Source organism: Streptomyces akebiae (assembly GCF_019599145.1).
Classification (GTDB): domain Bacteria; phylum Actinomycetota; class Actinomycetes; order Streptomycetales; family Streptomycetaceae; genus Streptomyces; species Streptomyces akebiae.
In genome coordinates, this window is record NZ_CP080647.1 from 6,166,601 (window position 1) to 6,181,082 (window position 14,482).

A 14,482-nucleotide genomic window follows, 5' to 3' on the forward strand; every position below is an offset into this window, starting at 1 on the left:
GGGCCGGGCGCCTGTCGATCAGTGGCGAGTGGTTTGAGCGCGAGTGCGGGGAGCATGGGGTTGCTCACGCCACCGAGCGGCGGAGCCGCGAGTCGACCCGGACCCGTGCCCCTACGGCGCGCAGGACACCTGGTCGCCCCGCACCACTCCCGATTCGCCCTGCTCCGGGTTCTCGGCGCGTACCTTGCGGACCTGCTCGAAGTCCGTGCCGACGACCACCTTGAGGGTGGGGCCCTGGGCGCGGACGGGGCGGAGTTCCGAGCCGGGGAGCGCGGCCGCGAGGGAGCGGGCGGAACGGTCCCAGCGGGGGTCGTGGAAGACCAGGGTGCGGGTGACGTTCGGCTGCGGGGCGTTGACCGGGGTCCTGGTGGTGCGGAAGCCGGTGGCGGCCAGCTGACGGTCGACCTTCTTGCCGAGGCCCACGACGGCGGTGCCGTTCTCGACCTGCACGCGGATCTGCTGCGGGGCCACGTCGACGAGCGCGTACGTGCCGCGCGCCTTGTAGGGCGCGAGGGGGCGGTCGTCGCGCAGGGCGTCGAAGAGACGGGCGGCCTTGGTGTCGTCCCACTTCAGGGTCGAGCCGACGCCCTCCACCGCGTACCCCATACGTCCGATGGGCACGGTGGTGAACTCCGACGAGGCCGGGGTGAGGTTCCGCATCGCGCGGCCGAGGTCGATCAGCTCACCGGTGCCGAACTCCTTGTCGGCGCGGACGGAACCGAGGACGGCCTGGGTGATGTCGCGGAACTTCATCGGGTTGAGCAGCACCCCGGAGGAGGTGGCCTGGGACATCAGGGACGCCATGAACCGCTGCTGGCGCTTCATGCGGCCCAGGTCGGAGGAGCCGTCGGCGTGCCGGGAACGGACGTACTGGAGGGCCTCGCCGCCGTCCAGCTCATGGGTGCCCGCGTCCAGGTCGAGGCCGGTGTAGGAGTCCTTGAGGGGGCGGGTGGTGCAGATCTCGACGCCGCCGAGGACGTCGACGGTCCGCATGAAGCTGGTGAAGTCGACCTCGACGTAGTGGTCGATCTTCACCTTGGTCATGTGCTCGACCGTGCGCACGGTCAGCTGCGGCCCGCCCTCCGCGTAGGCCGCGTTCAGCTTGATCGGGTGGGAGCGCAGGACCTTGCCGGTGGCGCGGTCGGTGTGCTCGGGCGTCTCGGCGTACGAGTCGCGCGGCAGGCTCACGACGCTCGCGCGCTCCCTGTCCTCCGAGATGTGCACGATCATCATCGTGTCCGTGCAGTGGCAGGGGGCCCCGCCCAGCCGGTACTTGCGCCGCTCCTCCTCGCTGATCCGGTCGCGCCCGTCGGTGCCGACCAGCAGCACGTTCATGCCGTGGCCCGCCTCGGGGCGGTTCTTCATGTCCTTGAAGGCGTCGACCCGCTTGATCTCGCCGTCCAGGCGGGTCACCACCGCGTGCCCGATGCCCGCGGCGGCCAGCACCACCACCGAGAGCGTGGTCACCGCCCGCATGGCCCAGCCCCCTCGCCGGGGAGGCACGGGGGGCCGGGGCTGCTGCGGACGGGCTGGACGGCGGGGCGGTGCGGACACGGGGGACACCTCCGCGAGACCGGTCAGGGGAAGGGGAGAAGTCAGAGAACCTTGAGCACCGTAGGGTCCCGGCCTCCGCGCCCCGCGCACGCGACCGGGCGGCGCGCGTTCGTGTCCCCCGTTCGCGGTAACGTGAGCCCCCTATGAACGCCAAGCCCGACGTGCAGCTCCCCGCCGTGTCCGTGATCATGCCCGTCCTCAACGAGGAGCGGCATCTGCGCGGAGCCGTCCAAGCGATCCTCGCGCAGGAGTACGCCGGCGAGATGGAGGTCGTGATCGCCCTCGGTCCGTCCACGGACCGCACGGACGAGATCGCCGCCGAGCTCGTGGCCGAGGACCCGCGCGTGCACACCGTCCCGAACCCCACCGGGCGTACGCCGGCCGCCCTCAACGCCGCGATCAAGGCCTCCCGCCACCCGATAGTGGTCCGGGTGGACGGCCACGGCATCCTCTCGCCGAACTACATCGCCACCGCCGTACGGCTCCTGGAGGAGACCGGCGCGCAGAACGTCGGCGGCATCATGCACGCCGAGGGCGAGAACGACTGGGAGCACGCGGTCGCCGCCGCGATGACCTCGAAGATCGGTGTCGGCAACGCCGCCTTCCACACCGGCGGCGAGGCGGGCCCGGCCGAGACGGTCTACCTGGGTGTCTTCCGGCGCGAGGCGCTGGAGCGGCAGGACGGCTACAACGTGGAGTTCATCCGCGCCCAGGACTGGGAGCTGAACTTCCGCATCCGCGAGGCGGGCGGCCTCATCTGGTTCTCGCCCGAGCTGCGGGTGTCGTACCGGCCCCGGCCCAGCGTGAAGGCGCTCGCCAAACAGTACAAGGACTACGGGCGCTGGCGGCATGTCGTCGCCCGCTACCACGAGGGCTCCATCAACCTGCGCTACCTCGCCCCGCCGACCGCGGTGTGCGCGATCGTGGCCGGCACCCTGGTGGGCGCCCTGGTGACCCCGCTGGGCTTCGTCATCCCCGGCGGCTATCTCGCGGCGATCGTGGCGGGCTCGATCCCGGCGGGCAAGGGGCTGCCGCTCAAGGCACGCCTCCAGATCCCCGTCGCCCTCGCCACCATGCACATGTCCTGGGGCTTCGGCTTCCTCACCAGCCCCAGGTCGCTGGCGAAGAAGGTCATCGCCTCCCGCCGCCCGGCGGTACTGACCGAGAGCTGAGCACGGAGCACGTGCGAGCGGGGCCCCTCCCATGGCCGGGAGGGGCCCCGCCTGCACGTGCCGGGCCTTGGGGCTTTCACCAGGTGAACGCCGGATTGACCTTCATGCAGGCCTTCTTGTTCGCACCGTTGAGGGCGTCCGCCGACTCGGGAGTCGTGTCGTCGTCCTTCTCGGCCTCGTACGTCTTCCCCTCGCGCCAGTCGGCGCCGACGACGAGCGTGACACCACTGACGTTCGTGGACTTCTCCACCTGGCTCAGCGGGACGCCGAGGGCCTTGGCGACCGCCTGGGCGTCACCCTCCAGCTCGGCGCTCGGGTAGCGCACGACGGTCTTGTCCTCGACGACCGCGGTCGTGGTGGACGACGAGGCCTTGGCGAAGCCGTCCTCGACGAGCAGCCGCGACACCGTGAGCGCGCGGCCGGCGACCGGGTCGAGGGTGGAGGTCATGGTGCCGTTGAGCACCAGCACCCCGATGTCGTCCTTCGCCGCCGCCGGGTCGTCGGAGGTCGCCTCCTCGGTGGTGGTGGTCTTCTTCTTGTCCTTGCCGTCCAGGGCGATGTCCTCGCGCACCAGCCGGAACAGCTTCTCCGCGTCACCCTCCTTCGGTACGACGCGCGCGCCGGCGTACGTGTACGGCATCGTCGTCATCGTGATCCGGGCCGGCTCGACCTTGCGCAGCTCCATGCTGAGGTCGTAGAGCTCGGCGACGTCACCGAGGCCCTCGTCGACGGTGAGCGCGTCGGTGGCCTCCTCGGCGAGCTTGCGCAGCTTGTTCGGGTTGGTGATCGTGGCGTTCTCGCGCAGCTCGCGGACCATCGCGTTCATGTACTGGTGCTGGGCCTTGGCGCGCGCTATGTCGCTGCCGTCCTCGAAGCCGTACCGGGTGCGCAGCCACTGCAGGGCCTGCTTGCCCTTGATGTAGGTGGTGCCCTCCTCCAGCTTCAGCCCCGAACCCTTGCCGTCGCTGGTGTGCGAGTGGATGTTGGCGTCCACGCACACCGGCACGCCGCCGATCGCGTCGGCCATCGACACCACACCGGAGAAGTCGACCATCATGAAGTGGTCGATACGGATCCCGGTCAGCTTCTCCCAGGTGGCGACCGTGCAGCCGGGGCCGCCGCGCTCCAGCGACTGGTTGGTCATCGAGTGGGTCAGCGCCTCGTACACCTCGCCGCTGTCCGGGTCGGTGCACTTGGGGATGTCCAGCAGGGTGTCGCGGGGCATGCTGACGACCGACATGTTGGTGCGGTCAGCGGACAGGTGCAGCAGCATCTGGACGTCGGCGAGGGCCGGTCCGTTGAAGTTCTCCTTGGCGCCGCCGAGTTTCTGGTTCTCCGCGGTGTCCCGGGCGTCCGAACCGATCAGCAGGATGTTCAGCGGGGTCTGGCCGGCCGCGTTCGGCGTCGGCTCGGCGATCTTCGTGTCGCCGAGGTTCAGCTTCTCCTGCTTGATGTTGCCGTTGAGGTGCTGGTAGTAGAGATAGCCGGCACCGGCGGTGCCGAGTATCACGACCGCCAGAACCGTCGCCGACCAGCGCAGCGCACGTCTGCGCCGGGGCCTCCCGGGGGCCTTCGCGCGCCCCCGGCTGCCTCCGCCGTCGCGGCGCTTCCGTCCGCCCTGCGCGGGGACCCTGACGTCCGTGTCGCCGTCCGAGCCGGACGAGTCGCCCTTCGGATCCAGGTCACCGTCCTGCTCGCCGGGTTCATCGACACGCGGTCGCCCCCTGTCCCCGCGCACGTCGCTCCGTACCATCTCCCTGCCCCTCCCCACCCTGCCGTGGCGGGGCCGTCCCCGCCTCCTGTTGGACCGTCGAGAACCCAACCTGGATGTACTCATGTTCTGTTGAACGCGTCATGTGTTCCGACCGGATGACATGCGGACACGGTTCGGCGCGGGGCACAGGCCGCCCCACGGCACTTCGACGACATCAGAACCGACCGGGCGGGCGCGTCGTCGCGCCCGCCCGGTGCACCACCGGATCTCTCGACTGTCTCGACTGTCTTGCGCTGCTCGCGTCCGGTTAGACGCGCCACGACCCCGTCAGGTCATCAACTGGCGCACTTTTCCTTGTCCGCGGTGTTCTTCTGGACGTCCAGATCCGCCGCGGAGCCCCCGCTGATCGGCACCCCGGCTCCCTTGAAGTCCTCGCCCAGGGTCAGCACCATCGAGGGCAGGCCCTGGGAGTTGGTCTCGCTGTTGCCCTTGCCGGGCTTCAGCGCGGACGCGGACAGGCCCATGAGGTCGGCCAGCTTGCGCGCCTGGTCGGCCTGGTCCGGGTCGTACGCGAGGGTCGTCTTCGACAACGTCTTGTCGGCGTTGCCGAGTTGGCTCGACTTGGTCACGCCGACATCATTCTGCAGCCAGTTGAGAGTGGCCTGTGCGCTGCCGGCCTCGGCACCGCCGTTGTAGACGCTGACCCGGACCTCGGAGGCGTCGGCGCGCGTGCCCTTGAGCTTCGCGGCCTCCTTCTCCTTCTTCTGCTTCTTGACCTCGGTGAGCGAGATGTCGTTCCTGATGGTCTCGAAGAGCTGCTCGGCCTTGCCCGGTGTGGGCAGCACGGTCGCGCCGTCGGTGTTGTCGACGACCGGCACGGTGGTGAAGGTGATGTTCTTCGTCTTCACCTTGCCGACCTCCTGGCCGAGCGAGGCCAGCTTCTTGATGTCGGAGATCTTGTCGTCGACGGACAGCGCGCTGGTGGCGGCCTCCGCGAGGTCCAGCACCTTCGTCGGATCGGTCAGCGTGTCCTTGGACTTCATCTGGCGGATCATCGAGCTGAGGAACTGCTGCTGCAGCTCGATCCGGCTCAGGTCGCTGCCGAGGCCCACGCTGTAGCGGGTGCGCAGGAAGGCCAGCGCCTCCTCGCCCTCGATGGTGTGATTGCCCGCGGTGAGGTCCAGCTTGGACTTGGAGTCCTTGATGTCCTTCTCCAGGCACACCTCGACACCGCCGATGGCGGTGGAGAGCGTCTTCACCGCGTTGAAGTCGGCCACCATGAAGTGGTCCGACTTGATCCCGGTCAGCTCCTCCACGGTGCGCAGCGTGCAGCTCGGCGTGCGGCCGTACTGGCCGAGGCTCGTGTTGAACCGGACATTGGGCGTGGCCGCGATGTCCTTGGTCGAGCCGTCCTCCTGCGTCGTCGGACACTCCGGGACGTCCACGATCATGTCGCGCGGGATGCTCATCGCGGTGGCGTTCGTACGGTCCTTGGAGACGTGCAGCAGGATCGTGGTGTCGGCGTGACCGACGCTGTCCTTGTCGCCGTAGCTTCCGTTTCCCGCGCCGGTCCGCTTGTCCGTGCCGATCACCAGCAGGTTGATGGCCCGGTCCTTGCTGAAGCCGCCGGTGCTCGCGCCGTCGTCCGAGATCTTCTGGATGTTGTCGTTGAGGTGCTGGTAGTAGAGGTAGCCCGCGGCGCTCACCCCGACCAGCACGAAGGCCAGCGTGCCGCCGGTCCACACCAGTATCCGCTTGCCGGTCGACTTCTTGGGCTTGCTCTTGCCCCGGCCGCCCCGGCGACCCGGCAGCGGGTCCTCCTCGGGCGTGCCCCGTCGGCGCCGGGGTCCCGGCAGCGTGTCGGGGATCTCCCGGGTGTCCGTGCCCGCCGACGCGGAGCGCGTGGACGTACCGCCACCCGCGGCCCTGGCCCCCGCCGCGGCGGGCGTCGCGCGACGCGGCCTCGGCACCGCCGACTGCGGTGCGGAAGGGGTCAGTCGCAGTTCGTATTCACCGGTGCTCGGGTTGAGTACCCACTGGTCTGCGGGGTCGATGTCGTCCGCCCGCCCACGGCCTTGCGCGTCCACGGTTGTCTGATTCCTCCGTCGGGGCCACGCGGCGCCTTCCCCCTCAAAAGACGCTCGGGTCTCGCTGCAAGTGGTGCGTGACCGGAAGGCCTGACACACCGGATCGCTCACACTAGCCGCACGATCAGGCGCCGAGCGACGGCGGTGACAAATTGCACGTCCCTACAACCGGGCAATCCGCCCATTTCCTAGAGCATTTGTTCCTGGTGTTGACGTGTGCTTTACCTGCGGAACCCCTCCGGAGTCATCCGCAGTCCTCCTCGGCGGCCGTACTGCCGCGGAAAGTCGGCACCGGGTCCGGTGTCCCGGAGAGGCTTCCCGAAAGCTCTCCCGAATGCCCTTCCCGCGTCCCCTCCGGCAGTTCTCGTGCCACCGCAACGGGTGCGTCGGCGCGCAGCCGTGCGAAAAGGCTCCGCGCCGCCGGCTCGACGAGCTCGTCACGATTGGCGTCGTACGCATACGACTTCCGGGGAACGGTGAGGAATTGCACCTTTTCCACGGGGATCGTGCGCAGGCCGCGCACCAGGTCGTAGAGCCCGCGCAGACTCGCCAGTCCCGGATCCGTGGTGAGCGACGAGGTGGCCGCGTCGAGTACGGGATACAGCTTCACGGGATTCAGCAGGACGTCATTGCCGCGCACCTTCGCCGCCAGCGCCGCGAGGAACCGCTGTTGCCGGTCGATCCGCTCGGTGTCGCTTCCGTCGCCCAGCGACTTGCGGGCCCGCACATATCCCAGTGCCTGTTCCCCGTCGAGCTTCACCCTGCCCGCGGGCAGACGCAGTTCGGCCTGTTTGTCGCGAATGGGTTCGGCGAGGCACACCTCGACCCCGTCCACGGCGTCGACCATCTCCTTGAAACCGTTGAAGTCCACCACGACGTGATGGTCGATCCGGATATCGGTCATCCGCTCGACCGTCCGAATCGTGCAGGCCGAACCGCCGCTCTGGAACGCGTAGTTGAACATGGTGAACACCGGCTCGGTGCGGCTTCCGTCCGGCCGCCGGCAACTGGGTACGTCCACCATGAGATCCCGCGGCAGCGACACCGCCGTCGCGCTCCGTCGGTCCGCCGCGAGGTGCAGCAGGATCGTCGTGTCGGACCGCTCGGTGCCCGAATCCCGCCCGTACTCGCCGTTCTCGTCCCCCGACCGCGAGTCCGACCCGATGACGAGGATGTTCTGCGCGCCCCGCACCAGCGCCGTCGGCCGCTCCTTCTCGTACCGTGCCAGCTCGTCCGCCGCCGTCCGGTCCGAGGTGATGTTCCCGTCCAGCTTCTGGTACGCCGCCCACCCCACCCCCAGGGCTCCGACGACCATCAGGACAGCGCCGCTCCCCGCCCACCGCACCCATCGACGCCGACGCCGACGCCGCGGCCCGAGCCCGGTGGGCGAACCGCCCGCACCGGGCCCGAGCCCACGCGCCTGCCCTCCGACGTCGTCCACTTCCGGCCACCCCTCACGGCGTACGAGCGAGTCGTTGCTCTTACGACGATGGCGCGAGAGGGGGCGTGAGGGCGGCCGGGGCTAGGCCGAACGGGGGATGGGCGGTGCCCTGTGGCCGGTGGGCGAGGGCAGCCCGCGCCCTGAAGGGGCGCGGGGAACTGCGCGAGCAACCAGAACGCACCTGCAGCCGCCCGCCCGCCCCACACCCCACGGCGTCATCGCGAGCGGGTCAATGCGACCGCGTCACCGGGAGACCGAAGTGACCCGCTCACTCTCGATCCGCTTGGCGAGCGCGTCCTCACCCACCTGCTCCAGATGCCGGCACAACACCACGGACCCCCCGGTGGCGAGCGGCCCGTACAGCCCGGCGGCCAGCCCTTCCCACGTGTCGTACCCCAGCCCCGAGAGCAGCCGGGACCCCGGTCCCGTCAGCCCCAGGCCCTCCGCCTCCGCCCGAGCCCGCTCGACGACCTCCGCCCCGCTGAACTCCCGCCCGGCCACGACCAGGGCAGCCTCCTCCGGATCCACCGGCGTGTACGCCACGAACCGGTCCCCCTGCGAGGGCACCTCCACGGCGTAGTCGGCGAACCCGGCGGGGGCCTGCGGGAACCGCCCCCCGAGCGGCCGCAACGCGAGAGCGACGCGCTCCCCGGAGCAGGCCCGGGCGGCGTCCAGGGTGTCCGGGCCGCTCACCACGAGGTCGGCCGCCCCCGGGTCCCCGCCGACGTCGGCGACCACCCCCACCGACGAACACGCGAGCAGCCACACCGCCGTCTGCCAGTGCGCCGGCAGCAGCAGCGCGACCCGGTCGCCGGGCTCCGCCGACAACTCGCCCTGAAGGAGGTTCGAGGTCTTGGCCACCCAATTGGCGAAGGTGGCCACGGACAATTCGACCCGCTCGCCCGTGGCGTCGTCGTAGAAGGTCACCAGCGGGCGCGCCGGATCCGTGGCAAGCGCGGATCGCAGCAGGTCGGCAGGGGTGCGGTCGGTGGCGTTCATCCGCGTAAGCGTACGCGGGGACCGCCTCGCCCGTGGGTCCGGGCGGACCGGAAGGCTAACCGGTTCGGCGGAGTGGAGCCGACGGCCCGTCAATTCCGCGATGGACAGATATGTATGACTATGTCCAGGATCAGACGCATGCGTAGATCACGATTCCTCGCCTCCTCGATCGGCGTCACCTGCGCGGCGGCACTCGCCCTCCCGGCGGCACTCCCGGCGACGGCCTCCGCGGCGACCCCGACGGACTCGTCCTCCGCGGCGACCCAGGCCCTGGCGCAGCCCTCGACCCCCACCCGCCCGCTCGCGCTCGCCCGGGCGTCCGGCAGCACCCAGTCGCTTCCTCTCGTCCCCCTCGGAGTGGACCGGAACCTCGGTCCCGCCGCCCCCGAACAGGGCCTCGGCAAGCGGGACGTGCGCTCGTTCTCCCTGGTAGGCGTCGTCTGGGACAACCCGGACGCCGAACTGGAGGGCCGCGTCCAGGTCCGTACCCGTGCGACGGACACCGCCCGGTGGTCCGGCTGGCAGGACGTCGAGACGCACAACCACGAGCACGCCGCCGACCCGGACACCGCCGAACGCTCCTCGGGCCGGGTGCGCGGCTCCACCGCTCCGCTGTGGGTCGGCGACTCGGACGGCGTCGAGGTGCGCGTCCGCGCCGAGACCCGGGGCCGTACGGCCGCCCCGGGCGTCCAACTGCTCCCGGACGGCCTACGTCTGGAACTGGTCGACCCCGGCGTGGGCGCCCCCGGCGGTGCGGCGGGAGCGGCGGCCGTGACCGGGGCCGCGCACGCCGCCGAGCCCCCGCCCGTCGGCACCGTGGACACCCCGAGGCTGGGCGTGCTGACCGCCGAGTCGGCCGCCGCCTCCGCCGTCAACGCCGACCTCGCGCCGCTCGGCTCCACCACGATCCCGGCGCTGTCGCGCAAGGAGACGGTGGAACGGCTGGCGACCGCGGTGCCCGGGGCCAAGCCGTACATCGGTCCGCGTCCCCGCATCGTCACGCGGGCCGGCTGGGGCGCCGACGAGAAGCTGCGCGAGCGCGACTTCCGCTACACCAACCGGGTCAGCGCGGCCTTCGTGCACCACACCGCCTCGGGCAACAACTACAAGTGCGCGCAGGCCGCTTCCGTCATCCGCAGTATCTACCGCTACCACGTAGTGAGCAGTGGCTGGCGCGACATCGGCTACAACTTCCTCGTCGACAAGTGCGGAAACATCTACGAGGGGCGCGCGGGTGGTGTCGCGAAGGCGGTCATGGGTGCCCACACCCTCGGTTTCAACACGAACAGCATGGGTGTCGCGGTCATCGGCAGTTTCAGCACCACCAAGCCGCCCGCCGCGTCGGTCAAGGCGATCGCGCAACTAACAGCCTGGAAACTCGGTCTTTACGGTGCGAACCCGAAGGGAAAGACATACCTCACTTCGGGTGGCGGCAATCTCTACCCAAAAGGTAAGAAGGTGCGACTGAACGTGATCTCCGGTCACCGTGACGGGTTCGCGACCGAGTGCCCGGGGGGGCGCCTTTACGGAAAGCTCGGTACGGCACGCTCGGAGGCCGCCCGCTATCAGGGCCGGTGACCGGCCGGAGGTCTCGCCGACACGACACACAGCACACGCCGAGGGCGCGCCCGCCGCGCCCTCGACGGACACCACCGTTGACGTGCCCCATGGCACGTCAACACCTATTCGCACGGCCGCGAAGGCGCCATGGAACGGTCTGCATACACTGGCCGGTCGAATGACAGTTCGGCCGGTCCCGGCAGGAAGCAGAGACGACAGGTGACAGAAGCGATCCTCCTGGTCGGCGGCAGAGGTACCCGGCTGCGTCCGCTCACGGTGCACACTCCGAAGCCCATGGTCCCGGCGGCCGGAGTCCCGTTCCTCACGCACCAGTTGGCGAGAGCCAGGGCGGCGGGTGTCGACCACATAGTCCTCGCCACCTCCTACCTCGCCGAGGTCTTCGAACCCCACTTCGGCGACGGCTCCGCCCTCGGCCTCCACCTCGAGTACGTCACGGAGGAGGAGCCCCTGGGCACGGGCGGCGCGATCCGCAACGCCGCCTCGTACCTCCACTCCGGCCCCGAGGACCCCGTCCTCGTCTTCAACGGCGACATCCTCACCGGCCTGGACATCCGCCGACTGGTCGCCACCCACGAGACGACCGGCGCCGACGTCTCCCTCCACCTGACCCAGGTGACCGACCCCCGCGCCTACGGCCTCGTCCCCACCGACGGCACGGGCCGCGTCCTCGCCTTCCTCGAAAAGCCCCAGACGCCCGAGGAGATCGTCACCGACCAGATCAACGCGGGGGCCTACGTCTTCCGCCGCTCGGTCATCGACACGATCCCGGCGGGCCGCCCGGTCTCGGTGGAACGCGAGACGTTCCCGGACCTCCTCGTCGCGGGCGCCCACCTCCAGGGCATGGTCGACTCCACGTACTGGCTGGACCTCGGCACCCCCGCGGCCTTCGTCCGGGGCTCCGCCGACCTGGTCCTGGGCAGGGCCCCGTCCCCCGCCGTCCCGGGCCGCTGCGGCGACCGCCTGGTCCTTCCCACCGCCCGGGTCGCGGGCGACGCCAAGCTGACCGGCGGCACGGTGGTCGGCGAGGGCGCGTTCGTCGGCGAGGGGGCCCGGGTCTCCGGCAGCACCGTCCTGGCGGGCGCGGTCGTCGAACCCGGCGCCGTCATCACCGACTCCCTCATCGGCGTACGCGCCCGCATCGGCGAACGGTCCGTCCTCACCGGCACGGTCGTCGGTGACGGCGCGATCATTGGCGCCGACAACGAACTCCGCACCGGCGTCCGAGTCTGGTGCGACGCCCAGATCCCCACGGGGGCGCTCCGCTTCTCGTCGGACCAGTGACCGCAGGGTTCCCCGCGCCCTTCAGGGGCGCGGGGAACCGCGCGGAGAACCCCCACCGAACCGTCAGCGGGGGGTCAAAGGGGGGCGCAGCTCTCGAAGAGGGGACGGGTAGGGGCGGCGGGGGCGCTACAACCGCCCGATGTCCCCCCGAGGCATCCGCGGCACCCTCCGCGCCGGCACCCGCCCCGACAACAGGATCAACCGAGCCGCCCGGTGCCGCTGCCCCGCGTACGGCTCCAGCAACGACAACATCACCGAGTCGTCCGCATTCCGGTCCCCCGCCAGCGCGAACCCCACGATCCCCGGCAGATGCAGATCCCCCACGGTCACCTCGTCCGCCGCCCCGTGACTGCGCTGCACGGTCTCCGCCGAGGTCCACGGCCCGATCCCCGGCACGACCTCCAACCGCGCCCGCGCATCCACCGGCGACATCCCCACGGCCTCCTCCAGCCGCGCCGCCACCCGGACCGCCCGCAGGATCGTCGAGGCCCGCTTGTCGTCGACCCCGGCCCGATGCCACTCCCAGGACGGGATCAGTGCCCACTCCCGCGCCCCGGGCATCACACTCATCCGCCCCGGCACGGGCCCCGGAGCCGGCTCCCCGAACTGCCGCACGAGCAACCGCCACGCCCGATACGCCTCGTCCGTCGTGACCTTCTGCTCCAGGACCGACGGAATCAACGACTCCAGCACCAGCCCGGTCCGCGTCAGCCGCAGCCCCGGCCGCCGCCGCCAGGCCATCGCCACGATCCGGTGCCGGGGTGCGAAGGCCTCGGGCTCGTCCGACGCGCCGAGCACCGCGGGCACCTGGTCCAGCAGCCACTCGGCCCCGGGCCCCCAGGCCTCCGCCTCGACGACCCCGCCCCGCAGCGCGACCCGCAGCGTCCCGGCGCCGACCGGCGTACGACTGGCCCGCCACACGGATCCGTCCGGCGTGGCCCGAAAGGTCGGATCCCCGGGCCCCCGCCGCAGTGGCCCCAGCACGAGCCCCAGATCGAGCGCCCCCTCGGGCACCCAGGTCCGCCGCCGCCCGGCCACCACCCCCTGCCGAGGCACCCCACCGGGCACGGCGACATGCCCACCCCGCACGGTCGTACGAGTGGGCCGCTGAGGAAAGCGTCCAGCCACGAGGAGGTCCTAGGTAGTGAGGTGGCGCCCTATGAGCCTAGGGGTGTTTTCAGGGGCGCGGGGAACTGCGCGAGAAGCTCAGCGCACCCGCACCCGAGCCACCCCGAACCATAGGCGCCCCGGCCCCCACCGCCCCCTTTCGTCACCGAACCTCGATGAACGCCCCCGCGTCCCGCTCACCCCGAGCCGGAGGCGCCCCGGCCGCATGCCCCACAGCCACCGCGCCCATCGGATCCCACCCCTCCGGCAGTCCCAGCACCTCCCGTACGACATCCCGGCAGAACATCGTCGACGACACCCACGCGGACCCCAGCCGCTCCCCGGCCAGTGCGACGAGGAAGTTCTGCACCCCGGCCCCGGCGGCGACGACGAACATCTCCCGCTCGGCCGCGTCCCGCCGCGCGTCCCCGTAGAAGTGCGACCCGTCCATCACGAGACACGGCACCACCAGATACGGCGCGTTGCGCAGCACGTCCCCGCGCCGCACCCGCTTGGCGATGGACTCCTCGCTCTTGCCGTCCCGCCTCAGATCCGCGATCCAGGCGTCCCGCATGGCGTCGAGCAGCCGTATCCGTGACTCCTCGGACTCCAGCAGCACGAACCGCCACGGTGTCGTGTGGTGCGGCGCGGGCGCGGTCACGGCCGCGGCCACGGCCCGCCGCACCGCGCCGGGGTCCACCGGCTCGCCCGTGAACGCCCGGACCGTACGCCGCTGGGTCACCGCCAGCCGTACGGCCTCGGAGGTGCCGAGCCGGAACATGTCGTCCGCCGCGCCCCGGACCAGGGCCCGCGTCCCCTCGCCGGCGTCCTCGGCCACCACGTGCCCCAGCCCGCGGAGGACGGCGACGGGCAGCCCGGCGGCCTTGCCCTTCACCAGGTCACCGGCGCCGGCCAGCTCGTCGGCGGTGGCGACGACGGTCGCGCTGAGCGGATTGCCGTGCGCGTCGGTGCCGCCGCGCAGGTCGTCGAGGACCCGCACACCGGCCGCACCGATGGCGACGTCCGTCAGCCCGCTGCGCCAGGGCCGCCCGAACGTGTCGGTGACCAGGACCCCGACCTCGACGCCGAGCGCGTCCCTGATGCCGTCCCGGATCGCACGCGCGGAGGCGTCGGGGTCCTCGGGCAGCAACAGCACGGTCCCGGCGGGGGTGTTGGAGGCGTCGACCCCGGCGGCGGCCATGACGAGCCCCTGCCGGTTCTCCACGATCCGCAGCGCCCCGCGCCGGGCCACCACCCGTACGGTCTCGGCGTCGATCGCGGCCTCCCGGTCGACCGCCTCGACCACCCGCCCCTCCGCCTTGGACACGATCTTGGAGGTGACGAGCACCACGTCCCCGTCGGCCAGCCGCGGTTCGGCGGCGGCGATCAGCTTGGCCAGATCGTCCCCCTGCTGGACCTCGGGGATCCCGGTCGGCGCCCAGACCCGGTAGGCGGGACCGGGCAGACCGTCGGAGGCGGGGACTCCCGGCGTGTCCACAGAGCCCCGCGTATCCCCCGAGCCCCTCGTACCGCTGGTACTGCTGGT

10 protein-coding genes are annotated in these 14,482 nt (G+C 71.2%); 3 read left to right on the forward strand and 7 right to left on the reverse strand.

Annotated features, from left to right (window positions below):
* Window positions 1-111 precede the first annotated feature (111 nt).
* A complete protein-coding gene (locus K1J60_RS26630) occupies window positions 112-1,563 on the reverse strand; it encodes an LCP family protein (RefSeq protein ID WP_259407928.1) in 1,452 nt (483 codons plus the stop codon).
* A gap of 134 nt (window positions 1,564-1,697) precedes the next feature.
* On the opposite strand from K1J60_RS26630, the gene K1J60_RS26635 reads away from it, so the two are divergent.
* Window positions 1,698-2,726 (forward strand): glycosyltransferase family 2 protein, encoded by a 1,029-nt coding sequence (locus tag K1J60_RS26635; RefSeq protein WP_220648400.1) that lies wholly within the window; start codon window positions 1,698-1,700, stop codon window positions 2,724-2,726.
* Window positions 2,727-2,802: 76 nt separating this feature from the next.
* Here K1J60_RS26635 and K1J60_RS26640 read toward each other — a convergent pair whose 3' ends face one another.
* The 4 genes from K1J60_RS26640 to K1J60_RS26655 form a co-directional block, all read right to left on the reverse strand.
* Window positions 2,803-4,479, reverse strand: a complete 1,677-nt coding sequence (locus K1J60_RS26640) for an LCP family protein (RefSeq protein WP_220648401.1) — start codon at window positions 4,477-4,479, stop codon at window positions 2,803-2,805.
* Between the two features lie 296 nt (window positions 4,480-4,775).
* The gene (locus K1J60_RS26645) at window positions 4,776-6,527 is read right to left on the reverse strand and encodes an LCP family protein (protein ID WP_220648402.1); all 1,752 of its coding nucleotides are present in this window, start codon (window positions 6,525-6,527) and stop codon (window positions 4,776-4,778) included.
* 244 nt (window positions 6,528-6,771) lie between these two features.
* Window positions 6,772-7,968: an LCP family protein gene (locus tag K1J60_RS26650; RefSeq protein ID WP_220648403.1), complete on the reverse strand. Its 1,197-nt coding sequence runs from the start codon at window positions 7,966-7,968 to the stop codon at window positions 6,772-6,774.
* 243 nt (window positions 7,969-8,211) lie between these two features.
* Window positions 8,212-8,967 carry a TIGR03089 family protein gene (locus K1J60_RS26655; RefSeq protein ID WP_220648404.1) on the reverse strand — a complete coding sequence of 252 codons (756 nt, stop codon included), beginning with the start codon at window positions 8,965-8,967 and terminating at the stop codon, window positions 8,212-8,214.
* 120 nt (window positions 8,968-9,087) lie between these two features.
* Between K1J60_RS26655 and K1J60_RS26660 the strand changes: the two genes are divergently transcribed.
* Both K1J60_RS26660 and K1J60_RS26665 read left to right on the forward strand, forming a co-directional pair.
* On the forward strand, window positions 9,088-10,545 hold the full coding sequence (locus K1J60_RS26660; RefSeq protein ID WP_220651714.1) for a peptidoglycan recognition protein family protein: 1,458 nt from the start codon (window positions 9,088-9,090) through the stop codon (window positions 10,543-10,545).
* Window positions 10,546-10,746: 201 nt separating this feature from the next.
* Complete coding sequence (locus tag K1J60_RS26665) at window positions 10,747-11,829, forward strand: mannose-1-phosphate guanylyltransferase (RefSeq protein WP_220648405.1); 1,083 nt, start codon at window positions 10,747-10,749, stop codon at window positions 11,827-11,829.
* Window positions 11,830-11,955: 126 nt separating this feature from the next.
* Here K1J60_RS26665 and K1J60_RS26670 read toward each other — a convergent pair whose 3' ends face one another.
* On the reverse strand, window positions 11,956-12,957 hold the full coding sequence (locus tag K1J60_RS26670; protein WP_220648406.1) for a DNA-3-methyladenine glycosylase family protein: 1,002 nt from the start codon (window positions 12,955-12,957) through the stop codon (window positions 11,956-11,958).
* Between the two features lie 142 nt (window positions 12,958-13,099).
* Entirely contained in the window at window positions 13,100-14,434 is a 1,335-nt protein-coding gene (locus tag K1J60_RS26675; RefSeq protein WP_259407929.1) for a coenzyme F420-0:L-glutamate ligase, read from the reverse strand.
* Window positions 14,435-14,482: the final 48 nt, after the last annotated feature.